Source organism: Kribbella sandramycini (assembly GCF_013131805.1).
Lineage (GTDB): Bacteria > Actinomycetota > Actinomycetes > Propionibacteriales > Kribbellaceae > Kribbella > Kribbella sandramycini.
On the sequence record NZ_JABJRC010000010.1, the window covers coordinates 69,147 to 84,710 of the forward strand.

The window sequence follows — 15,564 nt, forward strand, 5'->3', positions numbered from 1 at the left end:
CCATTTCGGGGTCCAGCCTTGGGCCCTTTCGGGGAGGCTCGATGAGCGCCGAGCGCCGCTATCTGCAGGAACTGATCATCGCTGAGCTGGGGGTGCCGGCGGGGTTCGATGCGGCGGTTGAGGCCGAGCGGCGGGTGGAGTTCCTCGCTGACAAGCTGCGGACGTCGGGGGCGACGTCGTACGTGCTCGGGATCAGTGGCGGGGTCGACTCTGCGACGGCTGGGCGGTTGTGTCAGCTCGCGGTGGAGCGGGTGCGTGGTGAGGGTGGCCAGGCGACGTTCGTGGCGATGCGGCTGCCGTACGGCGTCCAGGCGGATGAGGCGGATGCGCAGCGGTCGCTGGAGTTCATCAAGCCGGACGAGACGCTTGTGGTGGATGTGAAGCCGGCGACGGACGCGATGGTCGAGTCGGTGCGGCACGCTGGTCTGGGGGAGCGCGAGGACTTCCACGTCGGCAACATCAAGGCCCGCCAGCGGATGGTGGCTCAGTACGTCGTTGCGGGCGCACGTGGCGGTCTGGTGGTCGGGACGGACCATGCTGCCGAGGCTGTGATGGGCTTTTACACCAAGTACGGCGACGGGGCGTGCGATCTGACGCCGCTGTCGGGGCTGAGCAAGCGTCGGGTCCGTGAGGTCGGCGCACACCTCGGTGCGGCGCCGGAGATCACCGGAAAGGTGCCTACGGCCGATCTGGAGACCAACAACCCCGGTGTGCCCGATGAGGCCGTTCTGGGCGTTACGTACGACGAGATCGACGACTTCCTCGAGGGCCGCGAGGTGAGCGACGAGGCGGCGTCGAAGATCATCGCGACGCACCGGCGTACCGCTCACAAGCGCGTCATGCCGTACGCCGTCGACTAGGAGCTGTGGCTGAGCTGCCGGACGCGGTTCGCGAGGCGGGCCAGCCGGATGGTGGCGATGTTGCGGTAGGCGGGGCGGAGGACTGTCGCCAGCGGACCGGTCTGCTCGAAGGTGTGGGTGACCTGGCTCTCGGGCCCGATGCTCCAGACGCCGACCTCGCGGAAGCCGGGCACCTGCCAGGTGATCTCGATCCGGTCGGTTTCGACGGCGGTGTACTGCAGTTCGCCGGTCAGCCCCGGGCGGACGCGCAGCGCGTACCGACTGCCCTGCTCAGCGGCGGCCGGGCCGTCGATGGTGAGGAACGCCTCGTTCCACTCCGGCAGCGTGAGGGCGTCGAGCAGGATGTGCCTGATCGCGGATGGGCCGGTGGGGATGGTGTCGGTGGCTTGCTCCATGGCTATCTCTCCTGGGCGAGTTCGTGGGCGTGGCCGCGGCGGCGGGCCAGAGCCGCTCCGGCCGGGAAGCCGTCGGCGACGGCGCGGAGTGTCGCGATGGTTTCGCCGAGCGGGCGGTCGGCGACCAGGCCGTCGATCGCCCGGTGCAGCCGGTTCTCCGCGGTGACGACGCGCCGGTGCAGCGCGCGGCCGCGCGCGGTCAGGCTGAGCGCGAGGTAGCGCCGGTCGACCTTGTCGACGCTGCGCTGCACCAGACCCTGCGCGACGAGCCGGTCGACCAGGCGGCTCGGGCTGTTACCTGTCTCACAGACCAGCAGGCCGCCCAACGCGTTCAGCGTGAGCGGGCCGTGGTCTCGCAGTACGCGCAGAACTTCGGCCTGGGAGGGCGTGATGCCCAACGGGCGCAGCTCTGCGGCGAGCAGCCGGTTGCCTTCGCGCTGGATCGCCAGCACGAGATAACGCAGCTCCTCCAGCATCTGCATGGGTAATAGATTACACGACACGTATGTCATGTCATCTGTTTCGGAGCGTGCCGCGCGGTGCTGAAAGGTCCGAAAAAGTGCCGGAGAAAGTCCGGCTGAGGTCATGGTCAAGGCGACACCGCGACTGGCACAGTGTCTGCATGAAGGGTCTGATGCAGGACTACCAGCTGTCCCTGGACAACATCTTCCGCCGGGCCGAGCAGTTCTACCCGGACCGGACGGTCCACACCGGCGGGCCGGCGCCGATCACCATGACGTACGGCGAGTGGGCCGCGCGGACCAGACGTCTGGGCGGCGTCCTGGATACGCTCGGGATCACCTCCGACGGCCGCGTCGGCACCTTCGCGTGGAACTCGGGGCGCCACCTCGAGCTCTACTTCGCGGCGCCGTGCACCGGCCGCGTGCTGCACACGCTGAACATCAGACTTTTCCCCGACCAGATCGTCTACATCGCCAATCACGCCGAGGACGAGGTCGTCTTCGTCGACCGATCGTTGCTCGGGCTCTTCCTGCCGTTGCTCGATCGGCTCCCGGTGCTGAAACACGTCGTCGTGATGGACGACCTGCCGCCGGGCGCGCCGGGCGTCGAGGTGCCGAACGACCCGCGGTTCCACGACTACGAGGAGCTGCTGGCCGCCGCGGAGCCGGTCGAGTTCCACGTCGCGGACGAGAACCAGGCTGCCGCCATGTGTTACACGAGCGGTACGACGGGGAATCCGAAGGGCGTCGTGTATTCGCACCGCTCGACCTGGCTGCACTCGATCGGCGTCCTGACGAACTCCGCGATCGGGCTGGCCGAGACCGACACCGTGATGCCGGTGGTGCCGATGTTCCACGCGAATGCGTGGGGTCTGGCGCATGCCTCGCCGATGGCCGGCGCGAGCCTGGTCTTCCCGGGGCCTGACATGAGCCCGCAGGGGATCCTGAAACTGCTGCAGGAGCAGGAGGTCACGCTCACCGCGGGGGTGCCGACGATCTGGCAGGGGCTGCTCCCGCTGCTGGACGGGGTGGAGCTGCCCAAGCTACGGCGGATCCCCTGTGGTGGTTCGGCCGTGCCGGCGGCCCTCTCGGAGGCCTTCCGGGAGAAGCTCGGCAAGCCGATCCTGCAGGCGTGGGGGATGACCGAGACCAGCCCGGTCGCCACCGCCGCCCACGTCCCGCCGCGGCACGCGGATCTCCCTGAGGAGGAGAAGGCGAAGCTCCGCGCTCGGCAGGGTGTGCCGCTGCCCGGCGTCGAGGTTCGGATCGTCGAGCCGGGCTCGATCACCGAGCTCCCGTGGGACGACGAAGCCACCGGCGAGCTGCAGGTTCGCGGGCCGTGGATCGCCGCTGAGTACTACCGCCCGGACGAGGGTGTGCAGCTCAGCACCGAAGACGGCTGGATGAAGACCGGCGACGTCGCCGCGATCGATCAGTTCGGCTCGGTCCGCCTCGTCGACCGCACCAAGGATCTGGTCAAATCCGGCGGCGAATGGATCAGCTCGGTCGAGCTCGAGAACCTCCTGATGGCCCACCCTGACGTCAAGGAGGCCGCCGTCATCGGCGTCCCCCATCCCAAGTGGGACGAGCGGCCGCTCGCCTGCATCGTCGTCCAGGAAGGCTCCAGCGTCACCCCCGAGCAGATCCTCGCCTACCTCGAACCGCAGGTCGCCAAATGGTGGCTCCCTGACGCCGTCGAGTTCATCGACGAAGTCCCCAAAACCTCCGTCGGCAAGTTCTCCAAGAAAGACCTCCGAACCCGCTTCGCCAACTACCACCTGGAGTGAGCGCGCTCTCGGCCTCCGGGCCGAGGCCTGGCGCGCTGAACCGCTGCGCCAGGTCGTCGGCCCGGGGTAGCCGCAGTGTTGGCGGTCCGTGACGTCGGCTGTTGGTGGGTGATCGACGGTCGGCGTAGGTAGTTGCTGTAAGCAACCTGACGCATCAGCAAGCTGCTGACCTGAGGTTTGGTGCTGCTGGCAACTGTCCGGGTGCAAGGACTGCGCACTTTCGCCTCTGCTCACGTCTCGCGGCCGTCTCGCGCGGGGCTACGGCAACCCTTCTCCGCTGCCTGCTGGATCTGTCAGGCGGGAAGGAGTTGGGGTTGGTCGGTGGCGTCTCGGACGGAGTTGATGATGCGGGTTACCTGGTGTTCGTCTTCGCGGGTTCGGAGGCCCCAGAGGGTTCGGTAGGGGTGGGCTTGGGCGTAGGCGTGGAGTTGGGTGTGGATGGCGCGTTCGAGGTCGTCCAGGGCGGCGTCTCGCCACCGGAAGGGGAGGAGCGCGGTGGGGTGGATCGCGATGAGGGTGGTGAGGAGGGGTTCTTGGATGGCCAGGTTGGCGGCGAGTTCGGCGCGGGTGGTGCGGGCTTCGGATTGGGCCAGTTTGTCGGCGGCGGTGTGGGGTGTGGTTTGGCGGCCTTCGAGTTCGGCGAGGTAGACGGATTCGGCGGCGACGATGTTGCGGGCGCGGCCGAGGGTGTCAGTGGCGAGGGCGGCGCGGCGGTCTTCGTCGGCGATGTCGAGTCCGATCAGGGTGGCTCCGCCGACGAGGGAGACGACCAGGGCGGCCTGGGCTCCGGCGACGGCGATGGCTTCGGCCTTCAGGGTGGCGGCGTAGCGCTTCGCAAGGTATGTCACCGCGGTGCGCGGGTCGATGGAGATTTCTCCGGAGAACTCGGCGGTTCCCTTCATCGCGAAGTGGTCAGTGGCGAGTTCGAACTTGCGGGAGAGCACCCCGGTGATTGCCGGTGAGGAGACGGAGGGGCTGTTGGTTTTCATGTCGTAGCTGAACTTCCAGGGGGCGAACTCGAGTCGTAGCGAGTAGTCCTCCCAGAAGGAGTACGAGATCTCGGCTGTCGGGGTGACGCCGGCCGGGTTGGCGTCGAGGCTGCCCTTGACCTTCAGGTCTTCGCTGAGCTTGTGTTCGAGTTCGCCTTTGGCGAGGCTCAGGTTGAGCTTGTCCTTCTCGAACTTGAAACCGGTGCCTGTCCCGGTGGCGGTCGTGTCGCCGGAGCCGGATTTCGCGCTCACGTCGCCCTTGTAGGTGAGCTTCGGCTTGAACTTCACACCCGGCACGATCTCGATGTCCTTCGCCGGCGGCAGATTCCACTGCACCGTCACCGGCTTGTACTGCTCGGCGACGCCCTGGAAATGCGAGGCGAGTGCCTCGTTCCCAGCCGCCTCGCCGACCCGCGCGACCTGCTGGTGAGCCGAAGACATCGCGGCGTCCGGGGAAGGACCGCCCGCGCTGCGGGTGATCGGTTCGCTGCGGTTCGGGAGTGCCTTCGATTGCAGGCCCGGTTCGTCCACGCCGCCAGTCTGTGTCCGCGCGCGCCGTCGTCGCCATGGCAGAAGGGCCGTTGGGGACGACGAGCGCGCTTCCTGATCGGGCAGCCGGTCGTTCAGTCGAAGGGGACGCCGAAGTGGCGGTGCAGGTGGGCGAGGGTGGCATTGACGAAGTCGGTGGGCCAGGTGACACCGGTCTGTTTGGCGAGAGCCTGGCCGCGGCGGAGGACTTCGCGGGAGATGTATTGGTTTGCGGCAATCAGATCGGCGGGGTCCGTGCCGGCGGTCGGGATGTGCTCGAGGGCTGTTCGTTGTTCGGTACTCAGGAGCGCGTTGAGGTGTTTGGCGCCCGTCGTACGGCGGACTCCGCGCTCGGCGAGCATCAGCCGGATCAGCAGGTCACGGACGGCGCTGAGGCCCTGGTTGGCGACGATCCGCTCGTCGCGGCCTAGGGCTGTGACGAGGTTGCCGAGAAAGTAGAGGAAGAGGGGGACCACGCCGTCGGGCCAGTAGGGCGGTCCGGGTTGGCCGTGTTGGCGGGGCTGGTCGCCGTCGGGGAACAGAGCGCCGTCCCGGTCGTAGAGGACGCGGACGCCGTCGTACTGGAAGCGGTCGAAGGAGCTCAGTGCGTGGGCGATCAGGTCGATGTGCAACCAGTCGGCGGTGATGCCGAGGCCGCCCACGAGCCCGGGGAGGCGGTCGCTGAAGACGGTGGGGCCGGCGAGTTGCCGGAGTACGTCGCCCCAATGGGCCTCGAACCAGCCGATGCTCTCGTCGGTGACGACCAGATGCAGGTCGAGATCGCTGAAGCGATCGGCCTCGCCGGAGCCGTAGCTGCCGATCAGGTAGGCGGCGAGAATCCGGGGGTCGGCCGGGAGTTGATCGCGGGCGCGCTGGATCATCAAGTCGTACCGCGGGTCGCCGTTCCCCATTCGGTCAGCCTAAGGCGCGCGGCGGGGTGGGTCGGGCGGAGATGGTTTTGTCGGTTGGCGGCGCTAGGGTTGCGGGCGTGGAAGCACCCCTTGCGTTGTATCGCCGGTATCGCCCGGAGACGTTCGCCGAAGTTATCGGGCAGGATCACGTCACGGCGCCGCTGCGGAATGCGCTGAGCAACAATCGGGTGAACCACGCCTATTTGTTCTCTGGGCCGCGTGGCTGCGGTAAGACGACCAGCGCGCGGATCCTGGCGCGGGCGATCAACTGTGAGAAGGGTCCGATCGCCGAGCCGTGCGGGGTCTGCAAGTCATGTACTGATCTGGCTCGTGGCGGGCCGGGGAGTATCGACGTGATCGAGATCGACGCCGCGTCACACGGTGGTGTCGACGACGCGCGTGATCTGCGCGAGCGGGCGTTCTTCGCGCCGGTCGAGAGTCGCTACAAGATCTACATCATCGACGAGGCGCACATGGTGACCACGCAGGGCTTCAACGCCCTGCTGAAACTGGTCGAGGAGCCGCCGCCGCATCTGAAGTTCATCTTCGCGACGACCGAGCCCGACAAGGTGATCGGGACGATCCGCTCCCGGACGCATCACTATCCGTTCCGGTTGGTTCCGCCGAAGGCGCTCGGGGACTACATGGCGACGCTGTGTCAGGCGGAGGGCGTTGCGATCGAGTCGGCCGCGCTGCCGCTGGTCGTGCGCGCCGGCGCGGGGTCGGTGCGGGATTCGTTGAGCGTGCTGGATCAGCTGATCGGCGGTGCGGGGCCGGAGGGCGTCACGTACGAGTTGGCCGTCGCGCTGCTCGGGTTCACGCCGGATTCGCTGCTCGACGCGTGTGTCGACGGGTTCGCGGCGCATGACAGCCGGGCGGTGTTCGAGACGGTCGAGAAGGTCATCGAGACCGGGCAGGATCCGAAGCGGTTCGCTGAGGATCTGCTGCGGCGGTTGCGTGATCTGGTGATTCTGTCGGCGGTGCCGAATGCTGTTGCGTCCGGGTTGATCGAGGCCGCTGAGGACCAGGGGCAGCGGTTGCAGACGCAGGCGGCGGGGATCGGGGCCGCTGAGCTGACTCGGGCGGCGGACATTGTCGCTGCCGGGCTGTTGGAGATGCGGGGCGCGACTGCGCCTCGGCTGCAGCTGGAGCTGATCTGCGCGAAGGTGCTGCTGCCGGGGGCGGATGATTCGACGAACGGGATTCAGGCTCGCCTGGACCGGATGGAGCGTCGGCTCGCGATCGCCGGTGCGCCGGAGTCGGGGGCGGCGTACGCGCCGGTGCCGGGGGCTCCGGCGCCCGATGCGGCGTCGAGTCGCGCGGCCGCGCGGGCTGCCGCTGGGGCTGGGACGGCGGCAGGAGCTGGTACGGCGGCGCCCGATGGCGCGGCTGCCGCGGTGGCTGACGGTGGGGCTGCGGTGAGCGGTGGTGCGGTTGGCGATGGTTCTGGGGTGAATGCGGCCGGTGGGGCTGCGGACGTTGCTGGGCAGGGTCACGGCGGCGGTGCGGGTGCTGCCGAGGTGGCTGGTGGTCTGGCGGTTGCAGGTGAGTCTGACGGCGTGAGCGGTGCTGCAGCTGGCGGTACGGCGGGCGGTGGCGGGGCAGCTGGTGGTACGGCGAGCGGCGGCAGTGCGACCGGTGGCGGGGCGGCGAGCGGCGGTGTGGCGGCTGGCAGTGCGACGGCCGGTGGTACGGCGGGTGGCGGTGCGACCGGTGGTGGGGCGGCGACTGGTGGTGCGGCGGCTGGGGGGAGTCGGCAGGGGGCTTGGGGGGATGAGCCTGCGGGGGGTGGGGCTCCGGAACCTGCGGGTGGTGGGGTCGTTGCGGGTGGCGGCGGTTCGGGTGCGGGTGGGGTTAGTGCGCCGGTGGGGTCGCCTTCGGCGGGGGCGGTTGGGTTGGGGGATGTGCGGCGGTTGTGGCCGCAGGTTCTGGAGGCTGTGAAGACCAAGCGGCGGTTCGCTTGGATCATGTTGAGCCAGAACGCGCAGGTCATTGCTGTTGATGATCAGACGTTGACGTTGGGATTGGTGAACGCGGGGGCTCGGGAGAGCTTCGCGCGGTCCGGTAGTGATGAGATCTTGCGGCAGGCGATGATCGACACGATCGGGCTGAATCGGCGGATCGAGGCTGTGGTGGATCCGTCTGCGGATCCCGGGGCCGGCGGTGGCTCGGGTGGTGGGCCGGCGCGTGGCGGTGGCCCGCAGAGCGGTCCCGCAAGTGGCCCCCAGGGCGGTGGTCTGCACGGTGGTGGTTCCCAGGGCGGGCCGGTTGGTGGTGCTGAGAGTGGTGGGCCGCAGGGTGCAACGGTCGGTGGTGCCGAGAGTGGTGGTTCACCGGGTGGGGCGATTGGTGGTCCCGAGGGTGGGCTGCAGGGTGGCGGTATGCCGGGCGGTTCCCCGGGAGTGGGTGAGTCGACGGCGGCGAGTGGCGCGGTCGGCGGTGGGGGTGTGGCTGCGGCGGCCGTGAGTGCTGGGCCGAGCGGCGGTGGCCGGGGTGTGGCTGTTGGTGGGGGCGACGGCGCGCGGACGGGGTCTTGGGGGGATGAGGCGGGCGCGGTTGCGTTGCAGGAGCCGCCGGAGTCGGAGTACGACGTACCGCCGGAGCAGGATCCGTGGGAGGCAGGTGGGGCTGCGCGGGCTGCGGCTGTGCAGGAGGCGCCGGTGAAGGAGCCTGCTCAGCCGGCGGGGAGTAAGCGGCGGGCTGCTGAGGCGGCTGTTGCGGCCGAGCAGGCGGCGCGGACGGCGGCTGCCCCGGTGACGCCGGAGGTGCCGTTGACTCCGGAGCAGGAGGCGGACGCGATCGGCGAGGACGACATCGTGCTCGAAGAGGACTCGCGGTCGCATACCGATCTGCTGCGCGAGACGCTCGGGGCGCAGATCATCAACGAAGAACCCAACTGACCCACACCACCGAAACCTGCGGGCTGACAGCTCCGCAGGTGAGTTGTCGTGCGCGCGTGCAGTGCGAGTGGGTACAGGGCCTGCGGGTCTCGCTGGGTTCGGTGAGGAGTTGGGTATGCCTGTGGATGAGCAACTGTTCGTGGCGTTCTTGGTGACGACGTTGGTGGCGATGGTGGTGCCGGGGCCGGACATGTTGTTCGTGTTGGGGTGTGGGGTTCGGGGTGGGGCTCGGGCTGGGCTGTTGGCTACGGCGGGGGTGGCTACCAGCGAGGTTGTGCATGTGGTGTTGGCGGCGGCTGGGTTGGTGGCTTTGTTTGCGGCGGTGCCGGCGGCGTTTGCGGTGACACGGGTGGTGGGTGGTGCCTACCTGGTGTTTCTGGGGGTACAGATGATTCGGAAGCGCGGGCAGGGAATGGAGGTCGACGGCTCGGGTGGGGTCTCGGGGCGGCGGGCCTATTCGATGGGGCTGCTGACGAATCTGGTGAATCCGAAGATGGTGACGTTCACGTTGGCGTTCTTGCCGCAGTTCGTGGATCCGGCGCGGGGGCAGCTGTGGTTGCAGTTCGCGGTGCTGGGGGCTGCGCTGGTGGTGATCGAGTTCGTGGTGGACGGCTCGGTGGGGGTGGCGGCGGGGCGGATCGGGGGCTGGTTGCGGACTCGGGAGCGAGTGCGTCGGCGGCTCGATGTGACGACCGGCGGGCTGTTCATCGGGTTGGGTTCGCGGCTCGCGCTGGAGCGCTGATCCCCAGCGATCGAGTCGGGCTGTGGGTGAGTGGGGCGGGTTTCCACAGTTTCCACAGGCCTGTGGATGAAGTTCTGGACAGGGCTGTGGATAACTTGGGGAGACCGGGTGGTTTCTGGGTGTTACCGGGGCTGTCGGAGTGACCGGCTAGGGTTGGTGGCGTCCAGGTGTGGCGGCTCGATGAGGAGATCGCGGTGTTCGACGGTGGCGGGGCCGGCGGGTTCGATATGTCCAACCTGCTCGCGCAGGCGCAGGCGATGCAGGACCAGTTGATGCGCGCGCAGGCGGATCTGGAGAGCCAGGAGGTCTCCGGGTCGGCTGGTGGCGGGCTGGTGACGGCTGTGGTGTCGGGGACAGGTGAGCTGCTGCGGTTGGAGATCGGCAAGGATGTCGTCGATCCGGAGGACACCGAGACGCTGGCCGATCTGATCGTGGCTGCCGTTCGCGACGCCTCGGAGAACGCGAAGGCGGAGGCCGCCAAGGCGATGGGGCCGCTGGCCGGGGGGATTCCCGGGCTGGGGTCCGAGGGGCCGGGCGGGCTGCCGGGGCTGGGGAGTGGCGGGCCGGGGATCGGGTTCGCGAACCCGGGTAGCGCGACCGGCCAGCCCGGTCAGAACCCGGGTTAGACGTGTACGAAGGGGCCGTTCAGGACCTGATCGACGAGCTCGGCCGGTTGCCGGGCGTGGGCCCCAAATCCGCGCAACGGATCGCGTTCCACCTGCTCGCCGCCGACGAGACCGACGTCCGGCGGCTGGCGCATGTGCTGGTGCAGGTCAAGGAGAAGGTCAAGTTCTGCGAGATCTGCGGCAACGTCTCGGAGGAGACGCAGTGCCGGATCTGCCGCGACCCGCGCCGGGACCTGAGTTTGATCTGCGTGGTCGAAGAGGCCAAGGACGTGGTCGCCATCGAGCGCACCCGCGAGTTCCGCGGCCGGTACCACGTACTCGGCGGGGCGATCTCGCCGATCGAGGGCATCGGGCCGGACGAGCTGCGGATCAAGGAGCTGATGCAGCGGCTGGCCAGCGGTGAGGTGATGGAGATCATCCTCGCCACCGATCCGAATCTCGAGGGTGAGGCGACCGCGACGTACCTGAGCCGCCTGCTGCGGCCCATGGGCTTGCGCGTCACCCGTTTGGCTAGTGGACTTCCAGTAGGCGGTGATCTCGAGTACGCCGACGAGGTCACACTCGGACGGGCGTTTGAAGGGCGACGATCGATCGATGACTGAAATTGATATGACCGAGCGGGCGGACGCCGAGGACCTGGCGGAGTTCGCGGAACAGATCGCCGACCAGGTGCAGAGCTTCCTGATCTCGGTGCGCGATATCGCCGCGCAGCCGGATGAGGACGGCGTCGACGAGGGGCTCGCCTCGCTGCCGTACCTGCTGCTGGAGGTCAGCCAGCTGCTGCTGGCCGGCGGCCGGCTCGGCGCGTTCGAGGACTTCGTCCCGGAGGAGCGGTTCGAGTCCGACGCCGGCCCGGATCCGGATCTGGACGCCATGCGCGACCGCCTGGCCGTGCTGTTCGAGGGTCTCGACGAGTACGCCGAGGTCTTCGACCCGTACGCGCTGCCGCCGGAGATCACCGTCAACCGGCTCTCCGACGACCTGACCGCGATCGCGACCGACCTCGTGCACGGGCTGGCCCACTACGAAGAGGGCCGGGTCGTCGAGGCGCTGTGGTGGTGGCAGTTCTCCTACGTCTCCACCTGGGGCGCCGCGGCGAGCGCCGTCCTGCGGGCCATCCAGTCGCTGATCGCGCACGACCGGCTGGAGCCGGCGCACGACCCGGAGACCGAGGCGACCGACCGCGAGCTGGTCGAGGTCGCCGAGGAAGCCGTCCAGCGCCGCTGAGGTGTCGGTTCACGAACTGATCCGGCGGCTCCCCGACCTTCGGGCGGTCCGCCGGGTCAGTCGCGCGCTCGCGGTCCTCGAGCTGGTGCTGAACGGGGACGACGACGCGCTGCCGTACTTCGCCTTCGACGCGCGCTGGTCGGCGACCGAGGAGGCCGCGCTGATGCGCGACGGCTCGGGGAACGAGTACTCGATCGTGTTCTCCGCCGCGGGCGCTTTCGCCTACGGGTTCGACCACGAGTCGCCGATGTCGCCGTACGTCAACGAGTTGCAGCTCTGGCCGGGGTTGCGGGACGGCGTCCCGGAGGTCTTCGAATCCGCGCGCGACGAGCCGGCTTTCGCCGACGAGGAGGGCGTTCCGCGAGCGACGGTCTGCTTCTGGCGGACGGCGGACGACGACGCCTGGCGGGCCGGCCCGGTGCGTGACGCCGAGCAGGACGGCGCGGAGCGGTTGTTCGAGCTGCTGGCCGACGGCAGCCCCGAGGCCTATCTGACGTACGCCGAGGACTACTTCGAGCTGGCCCTCGACCTGGAGCCGATCCGGCACATCTACGCGTTGATGCCGCTGACCGAGTACGTCGTCACGTCGCTCAACCGCGAGCGCCGGCTGAGCGACCTGGCCGAGGGCATCGCCGAGATCGGCTACCCCCGCTCCTAGTCGGGGAGCATCGGCATACTCAGGCCCTGGTCGCGGCCGAGCAGGACGCCGCGGGTGATCGCGTTGGCGCCGAACTTGTCCTTCACCTTGTCCAGAGCCGAATCCAGCTCGTCGTTGGCCGCTTTGTCGAACGGTAAGGCGAGCTGCAGATCGGCCTCGCTCTCGAGGTTGCCGACCGAGATCCCGATCATCGTCAACCCCTGCGCCGTGACGAGCGGCTCGGCCGCGGCCAGCAGCGCGCGGGCGGTGACCAGCACCGCGCGCGTCTGATCAGTTGCCTGCGGCAACGTATGGGAGCGGGTCGCGCGGGTGAAGTCGTCGAACCGCAGCCGCAGCGTCACCGTCCGCCCGCAGCGACCGGCCGAACGCATCCGCCGGGTGACGCGATCGACCAGCCCGGCCAGGATCGCGTCGAGTGTCGCCGGTGACTTGGGGGAGCGGCCCAGCGCCCGCTGGGAGCCGATCGAACGACGGCGCCGCCCGACCTCGATCGGCCGCGGATCGCGGTTGTGGGCCAGCGCATGCAGATGCCGCCCGGAGGCGCGGCCGAGCATCGCCACCAACGCCGCCTCCGGAAGCTGGGCGACGTCGCCGACCGTGGTCAGCCCGCGCGTCCGCAGCTTCTCCGCGGTCACCGACCCCACACCCCACAAGCGCGAGACATCCAGCGGGTGCAAGAACTCCAACTCGTGCGCAGGCGCCACCTCGAGCAGCCCGTTCGGTTTGGCGACGCCGCTGGCCACCTTGGCCAGGAACTTCGTCCGCGCGACCCCGACGGTGATCGGCAGCCCGACCCGGGAGAGCACCTCGGCCCGCAGCCGGCGCGCGATCTCGATCGGCCGCCCGGAGATCTTCGCGAGGCCGCCGACATCCAGAAACGCCTCGTCGATCGACAGCCCCTCGACCAGCGGCGTGGTGTCCTCGAAGACCTTGAACACGGCCTTGCTGGCCTCGGAGTACGCCGACATCCGCGGTTCGACCACGATCGCGCCGGGGCAGCGCTCGCGCGCCTGCCGCCCGTTCATCGCCGTCCGCACCCCGAAGGCCTTGGCCTCGTAGCTGCACGCCAGGACGACGCCGGCGCCCACGATCACCGGGCGCCCGCGCAACCGGGCGTCGTCCCGCTGCTCGACCGACGCGTAGAACGCGTCCAGGTCGGCATGCAGAATCGTCGCGAGCACGAACATATGTTCGCATATCATCGCACTCACAAGATAGGGAGAAATCCCGAGGCGGCAGCCGACTTTGTCAGGACAGAATCGACCTCATGGACCTGACCGGCTACCGCGAGCTGTGGCGCACCCCTGGAGTCATCGCGATGCTCGTCGCGGCGCTGACCGCGCGGCTACCGGTCACCACCACGATCGTGCCGCTGGCGTTCCTGGCCAAGGACGCGTCGGGAAACTTCGGGTGGGCCGGCGTCGTCGCGGGCGCCTACGCGATCGGTACGGCGGTGGCCAGCCCACTCTGGTCCCGGATGGTCGACCGGCGCGACGGCCGCTGGGTCGTCATCGCGACCGGTACGGCGTGGTCCGGGCTGATGGCCGGGGTCGCACTGCTGCCGGACGCCTGGTTCCGGCTGTTGCCGGTGGCGGCCGCCCTGACCGGGTTGTTCGTCGCGCCGGTCACCTCGGCCGCGCGGTCGACCTGGCCGCGGCTCGTGCAAGGGGCGCGGCTCCGGACGCTCTACGCGCTCGACGCGACCGCGACCGAGCTCCTGTTCGTCATCGGCCCGATGCTCGGCGCGATCGTGGTCAGCGTGGTGAGCCCGCGGGCGGGTCTGCTGGGGTGCGCGGTCGGCGCGGCCGTGACGATCTGGTGGTTCGGTCTCAAACAGCAGCCGCGGGCCGCGAATCCACAGGCCACGGTCGAGCCGCGCCCGACGGTTCGGGCGCTGTTGTGGCACCGGCATCGGCTGCCGATGTTGATCGCCTTCGCCTGCATGCTGATGGGGTTCGCATCGATGTCGATCGGCATCGTCGCGTTCGCCGATCATCACGGCAATCGGCTGATCGCCGGCGTCCTCGAGATGCTGTGCGCGCTGGGCAGCCTGATCGGCGGCCTGGTCAGCGGCGCGCTACCCGGTGGCAAGGACTCGTACCTCTGGCGGCGGATGCTCGTCTACACCGTGCTCATCACCGGGTGCGTCTTCGCGACTTCGTCGGTCGTCGCGCTGGCCGCGATGATGTTCGCGGCCGGTCTGCTGATCGCGCCGACCACCGGAGCCTTGTACGAACGGCTGGGCGTCCTGACTCCGGAGTCGGCGCGGACCGAGATCTTCGGCTGGATGTTCAGCGGCGGCATGATCGGGAACGCCATCGGATCGGCCGTCGCCGGAGCCGTCGTGGAGATCTTCGGCGTCCGTTACGCGTGGGCTCTGATGGCTGCTCTCGCGCTGGTCGGCACGCTCGCGGTCCTGCGGGTGCCGCCCCACCGCGCGGTCGAGTCGACAGTGGCGAGTGCGCCGGTCGCGGCGTAGTGGACCTTGTAGCCGGCCTCCAGGGTTCCGGCTTGCCCGGCGCACAGCGAGACCAGCTTGAACGAGCGCCGGTCGAGCACGGTGCCCTGGCCGGCGCGGACGGGGTGGATCTGGATCGACACGTCGTCCAGCAGGCGCCATCGCAGGAGTGAGCGGATCAGGCCGAGGCTGCCGAGGACGTGCAGGTCCGGGCCTGGGATCTGCTTGAGCGCCGTCAGCACGCGCCGCGGATCGCCCTTCAGCATCTCGCTGCCCGGGTGATAGGCCACCGGGGTCGAGGCGATCACGAGTTTGCGGACCGACTCCAGCCCGGCGACCGAGCCGGCGTACTGCTCGTAGGTCCGGCGGCCGAGCAGGACGGTGTTCGTCCCGGCGGCGAGCTCCTCGATCACACCGCCCAGTGCCGGCGCCGGGAGCCAGCGCTCCGGCCGGTCCACGATGCCGTCCTCCGACATGCACAACTTGGCGATGATCGCGCGCATCCGCCCCTCCTCCATGGTCGTCATCAATCACGATGCAGACAGCAGGCGGAAGGTTTTACTTGTTCTCGCGACGTCCTCGGTGGATCTCGGTCTCGAGGGCGTCGAGGCGGTTGATCCAGAACTTACGGTACCGGTCCAGCCAGGCGTCGACCTCGCGCAACGGGCCGGGCGCGACGGCGTAAAGCCGCCGGGTGCCGGCAACGGTGACGGTGGCGAACCCGTTGTCGCGGAGCACCTTCAGGTGCTGGGAGACGGCCGGCTGGCTGATCCCGAACTCGGCGCCGATGGTCGCGGCGATACTGCCGGCCGGGAGCTCGCCGTCGGCCAGCAACTCCAGAATCCGCCGCCGGACCGGGTCGCCGAGGATGTCGAACGCATGCACATCGAGCATTGTTTCAGTCCGGACTTATATCAACAAGTGGTTCGCCGGTAGGCAACGACGAGGTCACGGCTAGAATGAGGCGAACGACTACGCCTGGTGCAGCGCCGCACGGCGTACCGCAACCAGTGGTTTGAGGA

16 protein-coding genes are annotated in these 15,564 nt (G+C 69.1%); 9 read left to right on the forward strand and 7 right to left on the reverse strand.

The features are described 5' to 3' along the window. The first annotated feature begins 41 nt into the window (after positions 1 to 41). Entirely contained in the window at positions 42 to 860 is an 819-nt protein-coding gene (nadE, locus tag HPO96_RS32370; RefSeq protein WP_171678214.1) for an ammonia-dependent NAD(+) synthetase, read from the forward strand. On the opposite strand, the gene HPO96_RS32375 is transcribed toward nadE, so the two are convergent. Then, positions 857 to 1,255: an SRPBCC family protein gene (locus HPO96_RS32375; RefSeq protein ID WP_171678215.1), complete on the reverse strand. Its 399-nt coding sequence runs from the start codon at positions 1,253 to 1,255 to the stop codon at positions 857 to 859. The genes nadE and HPO96_RS32375 overlap by 4 nt on opposite strands. A gap of 2 nt (positions 1,256 to 1,257) precedes the next feature. Beyond that, positions 1,258 to 1,737, reverse strand: a complete 480-nt coding sequence (locus HPO96_RS32380) for a MarR family winged helix-turn-helix transcriptional regulator (protein WP_171678216.1) — start codon at positions 1,735 to 1,737, stop codon at positions 1,258 to 1,260. A gap of 140 nt (positions 1,738 to 1,877) precedes the next feature. On the opposite strand from HPO96_RS32380, the gene HPO96_RS32385 reads away from it, so the two are divergent. After that, positions 1,878 to 3,503: a long-chain fatty acid--CoA ligase gene (locus HPO96_RS32385; RefSeq protein ID WP_171678217.1), complete on the forward strand. Its 1,626-nt coding sequence runs from the start codon at positions 1,878 to 1,880 to the stop codon at positions 3,501 to 3,503. Between the two features lie 293 nt (positions 3,504 to 3,796). Here HPO96_RS32385 and HPO96_RS32390 read toward each other — a convergent pair whose 3' ends face one another. Both HPO96_RS32390 and HPO96_RS32395 read right to left on the reverse strand, forming a co-directional pair. Then, positions 3,797 to 5,023 (reverse strand): hypothetical protein, encoded by a 1,227-nt coding sequence (locus HPO96_RS32390; RefSeq protein ID WP_171678218.1) that lies wholly within the window; start codon positions 5,021 to 5,023, stop codon positions 3,797 to 3,799. A gap of 92 nt (positions 5,024 to 5,115) precedes the next feature. Next, positions 5,116 to 5,931: an aminoglycoside 6-adenylyltransferase gene (locus HPO96_RS32395; RefSeq protein WP_171678219.1), complete on the reverse strand. Its 816-nt coding sequence runs from the start codon at positions 5,929 to 5,931 to the stop codon at positions 5,116 to 5,118. A 41-nt stretch (positions 5,932 to 5,972) separates the two neighbouring features. Between HPO96_RS32395 and HPO96_RS38665 the strand changes: the two genes are divergently transcribed. The 6 genes from HPO96_RS38665 to HPO96_RS32425 all read left to right on the forward strand — a co-directional run bounded on the left by HPO96_RS38665 (position 5,973) and on the right by HPO96_RS32425 (position 12,084). Further along, positions 5,973 to 8,831, forward strand: coding sequence for a DNA polymerase III subunit gamma and tau (locus HPO96_RS38665; RefSeq protein WP_238355747.1), 2,859 nt, complete (start codon positions 5,973 to 5,975; stop codon positions 8,829 to 8,831). 115 nt (positions 8,832 to 8,946) lie between these two features. Continuing rightward, on the forward strand, positions 8,947 to 9,573 hold the full coding sequence (locus HPO96_RS32405) for a LysE family translocator (RefSeq protein WP_171678220.1): 627 nt from the start codon (positions 8,947 to 8,949) through the stop codon (positions 9,571 to 9,573). A gap of 167 nt (positions 9,574 to 9,740) precedes the next feature. After that, positions 9,741 to 10,199, forward strand: a complete 459-nt coding sequence (locus HPO96_RS32410; RefSeq protein ID WP_337796902.1) for a YbaB/EbfC family nucleoid-associated protein — start codon at positions 9,741 to 9,743, stop codon at positions 10,197 to 10,199. A gap of 2 nt (positions 10,200 to 10,201) precedes the next feature. Beyond that, positions 10,202 to 10,801, forward strand: a complete 600-nt coding sequence (recR, locus tag HPO96_RS32415; RefSeq protein WP_171678221.1) for a recombination mediator RecR — start codon at positions 10,202 to 10,204, stop codon at positions 10,799 to 10,801. Continuing rightward, positions 10,794 to 11,426 (forward strand): DUF5063 domain-containing protein, encoded by a 633-nt coding sequence (locus HPO96_RS32420; protein WP_171678222.1) that lies wholly within the window; start codon positions 10,794 to 10,796, stop codon positions 11,424 to 11,426. Before recR ends, HPO96_RS32420 begins: the two co-directional genes overlap by 8 nt. A 1-nt stretch (position 11,427) precedes the next feature. Continuing rightward, positions 11,428 to 12,084 carry a hypothetical protein gene (locus HPO96_RS32425; RefSeq protein WP_171678223.1) on the forward strand — a complete coding sequence of 219 codons (657 nt, stop codon included), beginning with the start codon at positions 11,428 to 11,430 and terminating at the stop codon, positions 12,082 to 12,084. Here HPO96_RS32425 and dinB read toward each other — a convergent pair. After that, positions 12,081 to 13,265 carry a DNA polymerase IV gene (dinB, locus tag HPO96_RS32430; RefSeq protein ID WP_420371479.1) on the reverse strand — a complete coding sequence of 395 codons (1,185 nt, stop codon included), beginning with the start codon at positions 13,263 to 13,265 and terminating at the stop codon, positions 12,081 to 12,083. The genes HPO96_RS32425 and dinB overlap by 4 nt on opposite strands. An 86-nt stretch (positions 13,266 to 13,351) precedes the next feature. Between dinB and HPO96_RS32435 the strand changes: the two genes are divergently transcribed. Next, the gene (locus tag HPO96_RS32435) at positions 13,352 to 14,563 is read left to right on the forward strand and encodes an MFS transporter (protein ID WP_202886691.1); all 1,212 of its coding nucleotides are present in this window, start codon (positions 13,352 to 13,354) and stop codon (positions 14,561 to 14,563) included. Here HPO96_RS32435 and HPO96_RS32440 read toward each other — a convergent pair. Both HPO96_RS32440 and HPO96_RS32445 read right to left on the reverse strand, forming a co-directional pair. Then, positions 14,449 to 15,069, reverse strand: coding sequence for a dihydrofolate reductase family protein (locus HPO96_RS32440; RefSeq protein ID WP_171678225.1), 621 nt, complete (start codon positions 15,067 to 15,069; stop codon positions 14,449 to 14,451). The two genes, HPO96_RS32435 and HPO96_RS32440, sit on opposite strands and share 115 nt — an antisense overlap. 31 nt (positions 15,070 to 15,100) lie before the next feature. Then, positions 15,101 to 15,436 (reverse strand): ArsR/SmtB family transcription factor, encoded by a 336-nt coding sequence (locus tag HPO96_RS32445; protein WP_202886692.1) that lies wholly within the window; start codon positions 15,434 to 15,436, stop codon positions 15,101 to 15,103. Positions 15,437 to 15,564 lie beyond the last annotated feature (128 nt).

What these genes read in the sequence shown, in the direction of transcription:
- HPO96_RS32405 (WP_171678220.1), top strand. Translation starts at nt 8,947, where the DNA reads ATGCCTGTGGATGAGCAACTGTTCGTGGCGTTCTTGGTGACGACGTTG.
- HPO96_RS38665 (WP_238355747.1), top strand. Translation starts at nt 5,973, where the DNA reads ATGGTTTTGTCGGTTGGCGGCGCTAGGGTTGCGGGCGTGGAAGCACCC.
- nadE (WP_171678214.1), top strand. Translation starts at nt 42, where the DNA reads ATGAGCGCCGAGCGCCGCTATCTGCAGGAACTGATCATCGCTGAGCTG.
- HPO96_RS32395 (WP_171678219.1), bottom strand. Translation starts at nt 5,931, where the DNA reads ATGGGGAACGGCGACCCGCGGTACGACTTGATGATCCAGCGCGCCCGC.
- HPO96_RS32385 (WP_171678217.1), top strand. Translation starts at nt 1,878, where the DNA reads ATGAAGGGTCTGATGCAGGACTACCAGCTGTCCCTGGACAACATCTTC.
- HPO96_RS32445 (WP_202886692.1), bottom strand. Translation starts at nt 15,436, where the DNA reads ATGCTCGATGTGCATGCGTTCGACATCCTCGGCGACCCGGTCCGGCGG.
- HPO96_RS32380 (WP_171678216.1), bottom strand. Translation starts at nt 1,737, where the DNA reads ATGCAGATGCTGGAGGAGCTGCGTTATCTCGTGCTGGCGATCCAGCGC.
- HPO96_RS32375 (WP_171678215.1), bottom strand. Translation starts at nt 1,255, where the DNA reads ATGGAGCAAGCCACCGACACCATCCCCACCGGCCCATCCGCGATCAGG.
- HPO96_RS32420 (WP_171678222.1), top strand. Translation starts at nt 10,794, where the DNA reads ATGACTGAAATTGATATGACCGAGCGGGCGGACGCCGAGGACCTGGCG.
- HPO96_RS32440 (WP_171678225.1), bottom strand. Translation starts at nt 15,069, where the DNA reads ATGACGACCATGGAGGAGGGGCGGATGCGCGCGATCATCGCCAAGTTG.
- HPO96_RS32435 (WP_202886691.1), top strand. Translation starts at nt 13,352, where the DNA reads ATGGACCTGACCGGCTACCGCGAGCTGTGGCGCACCCCTGGAGTCATC.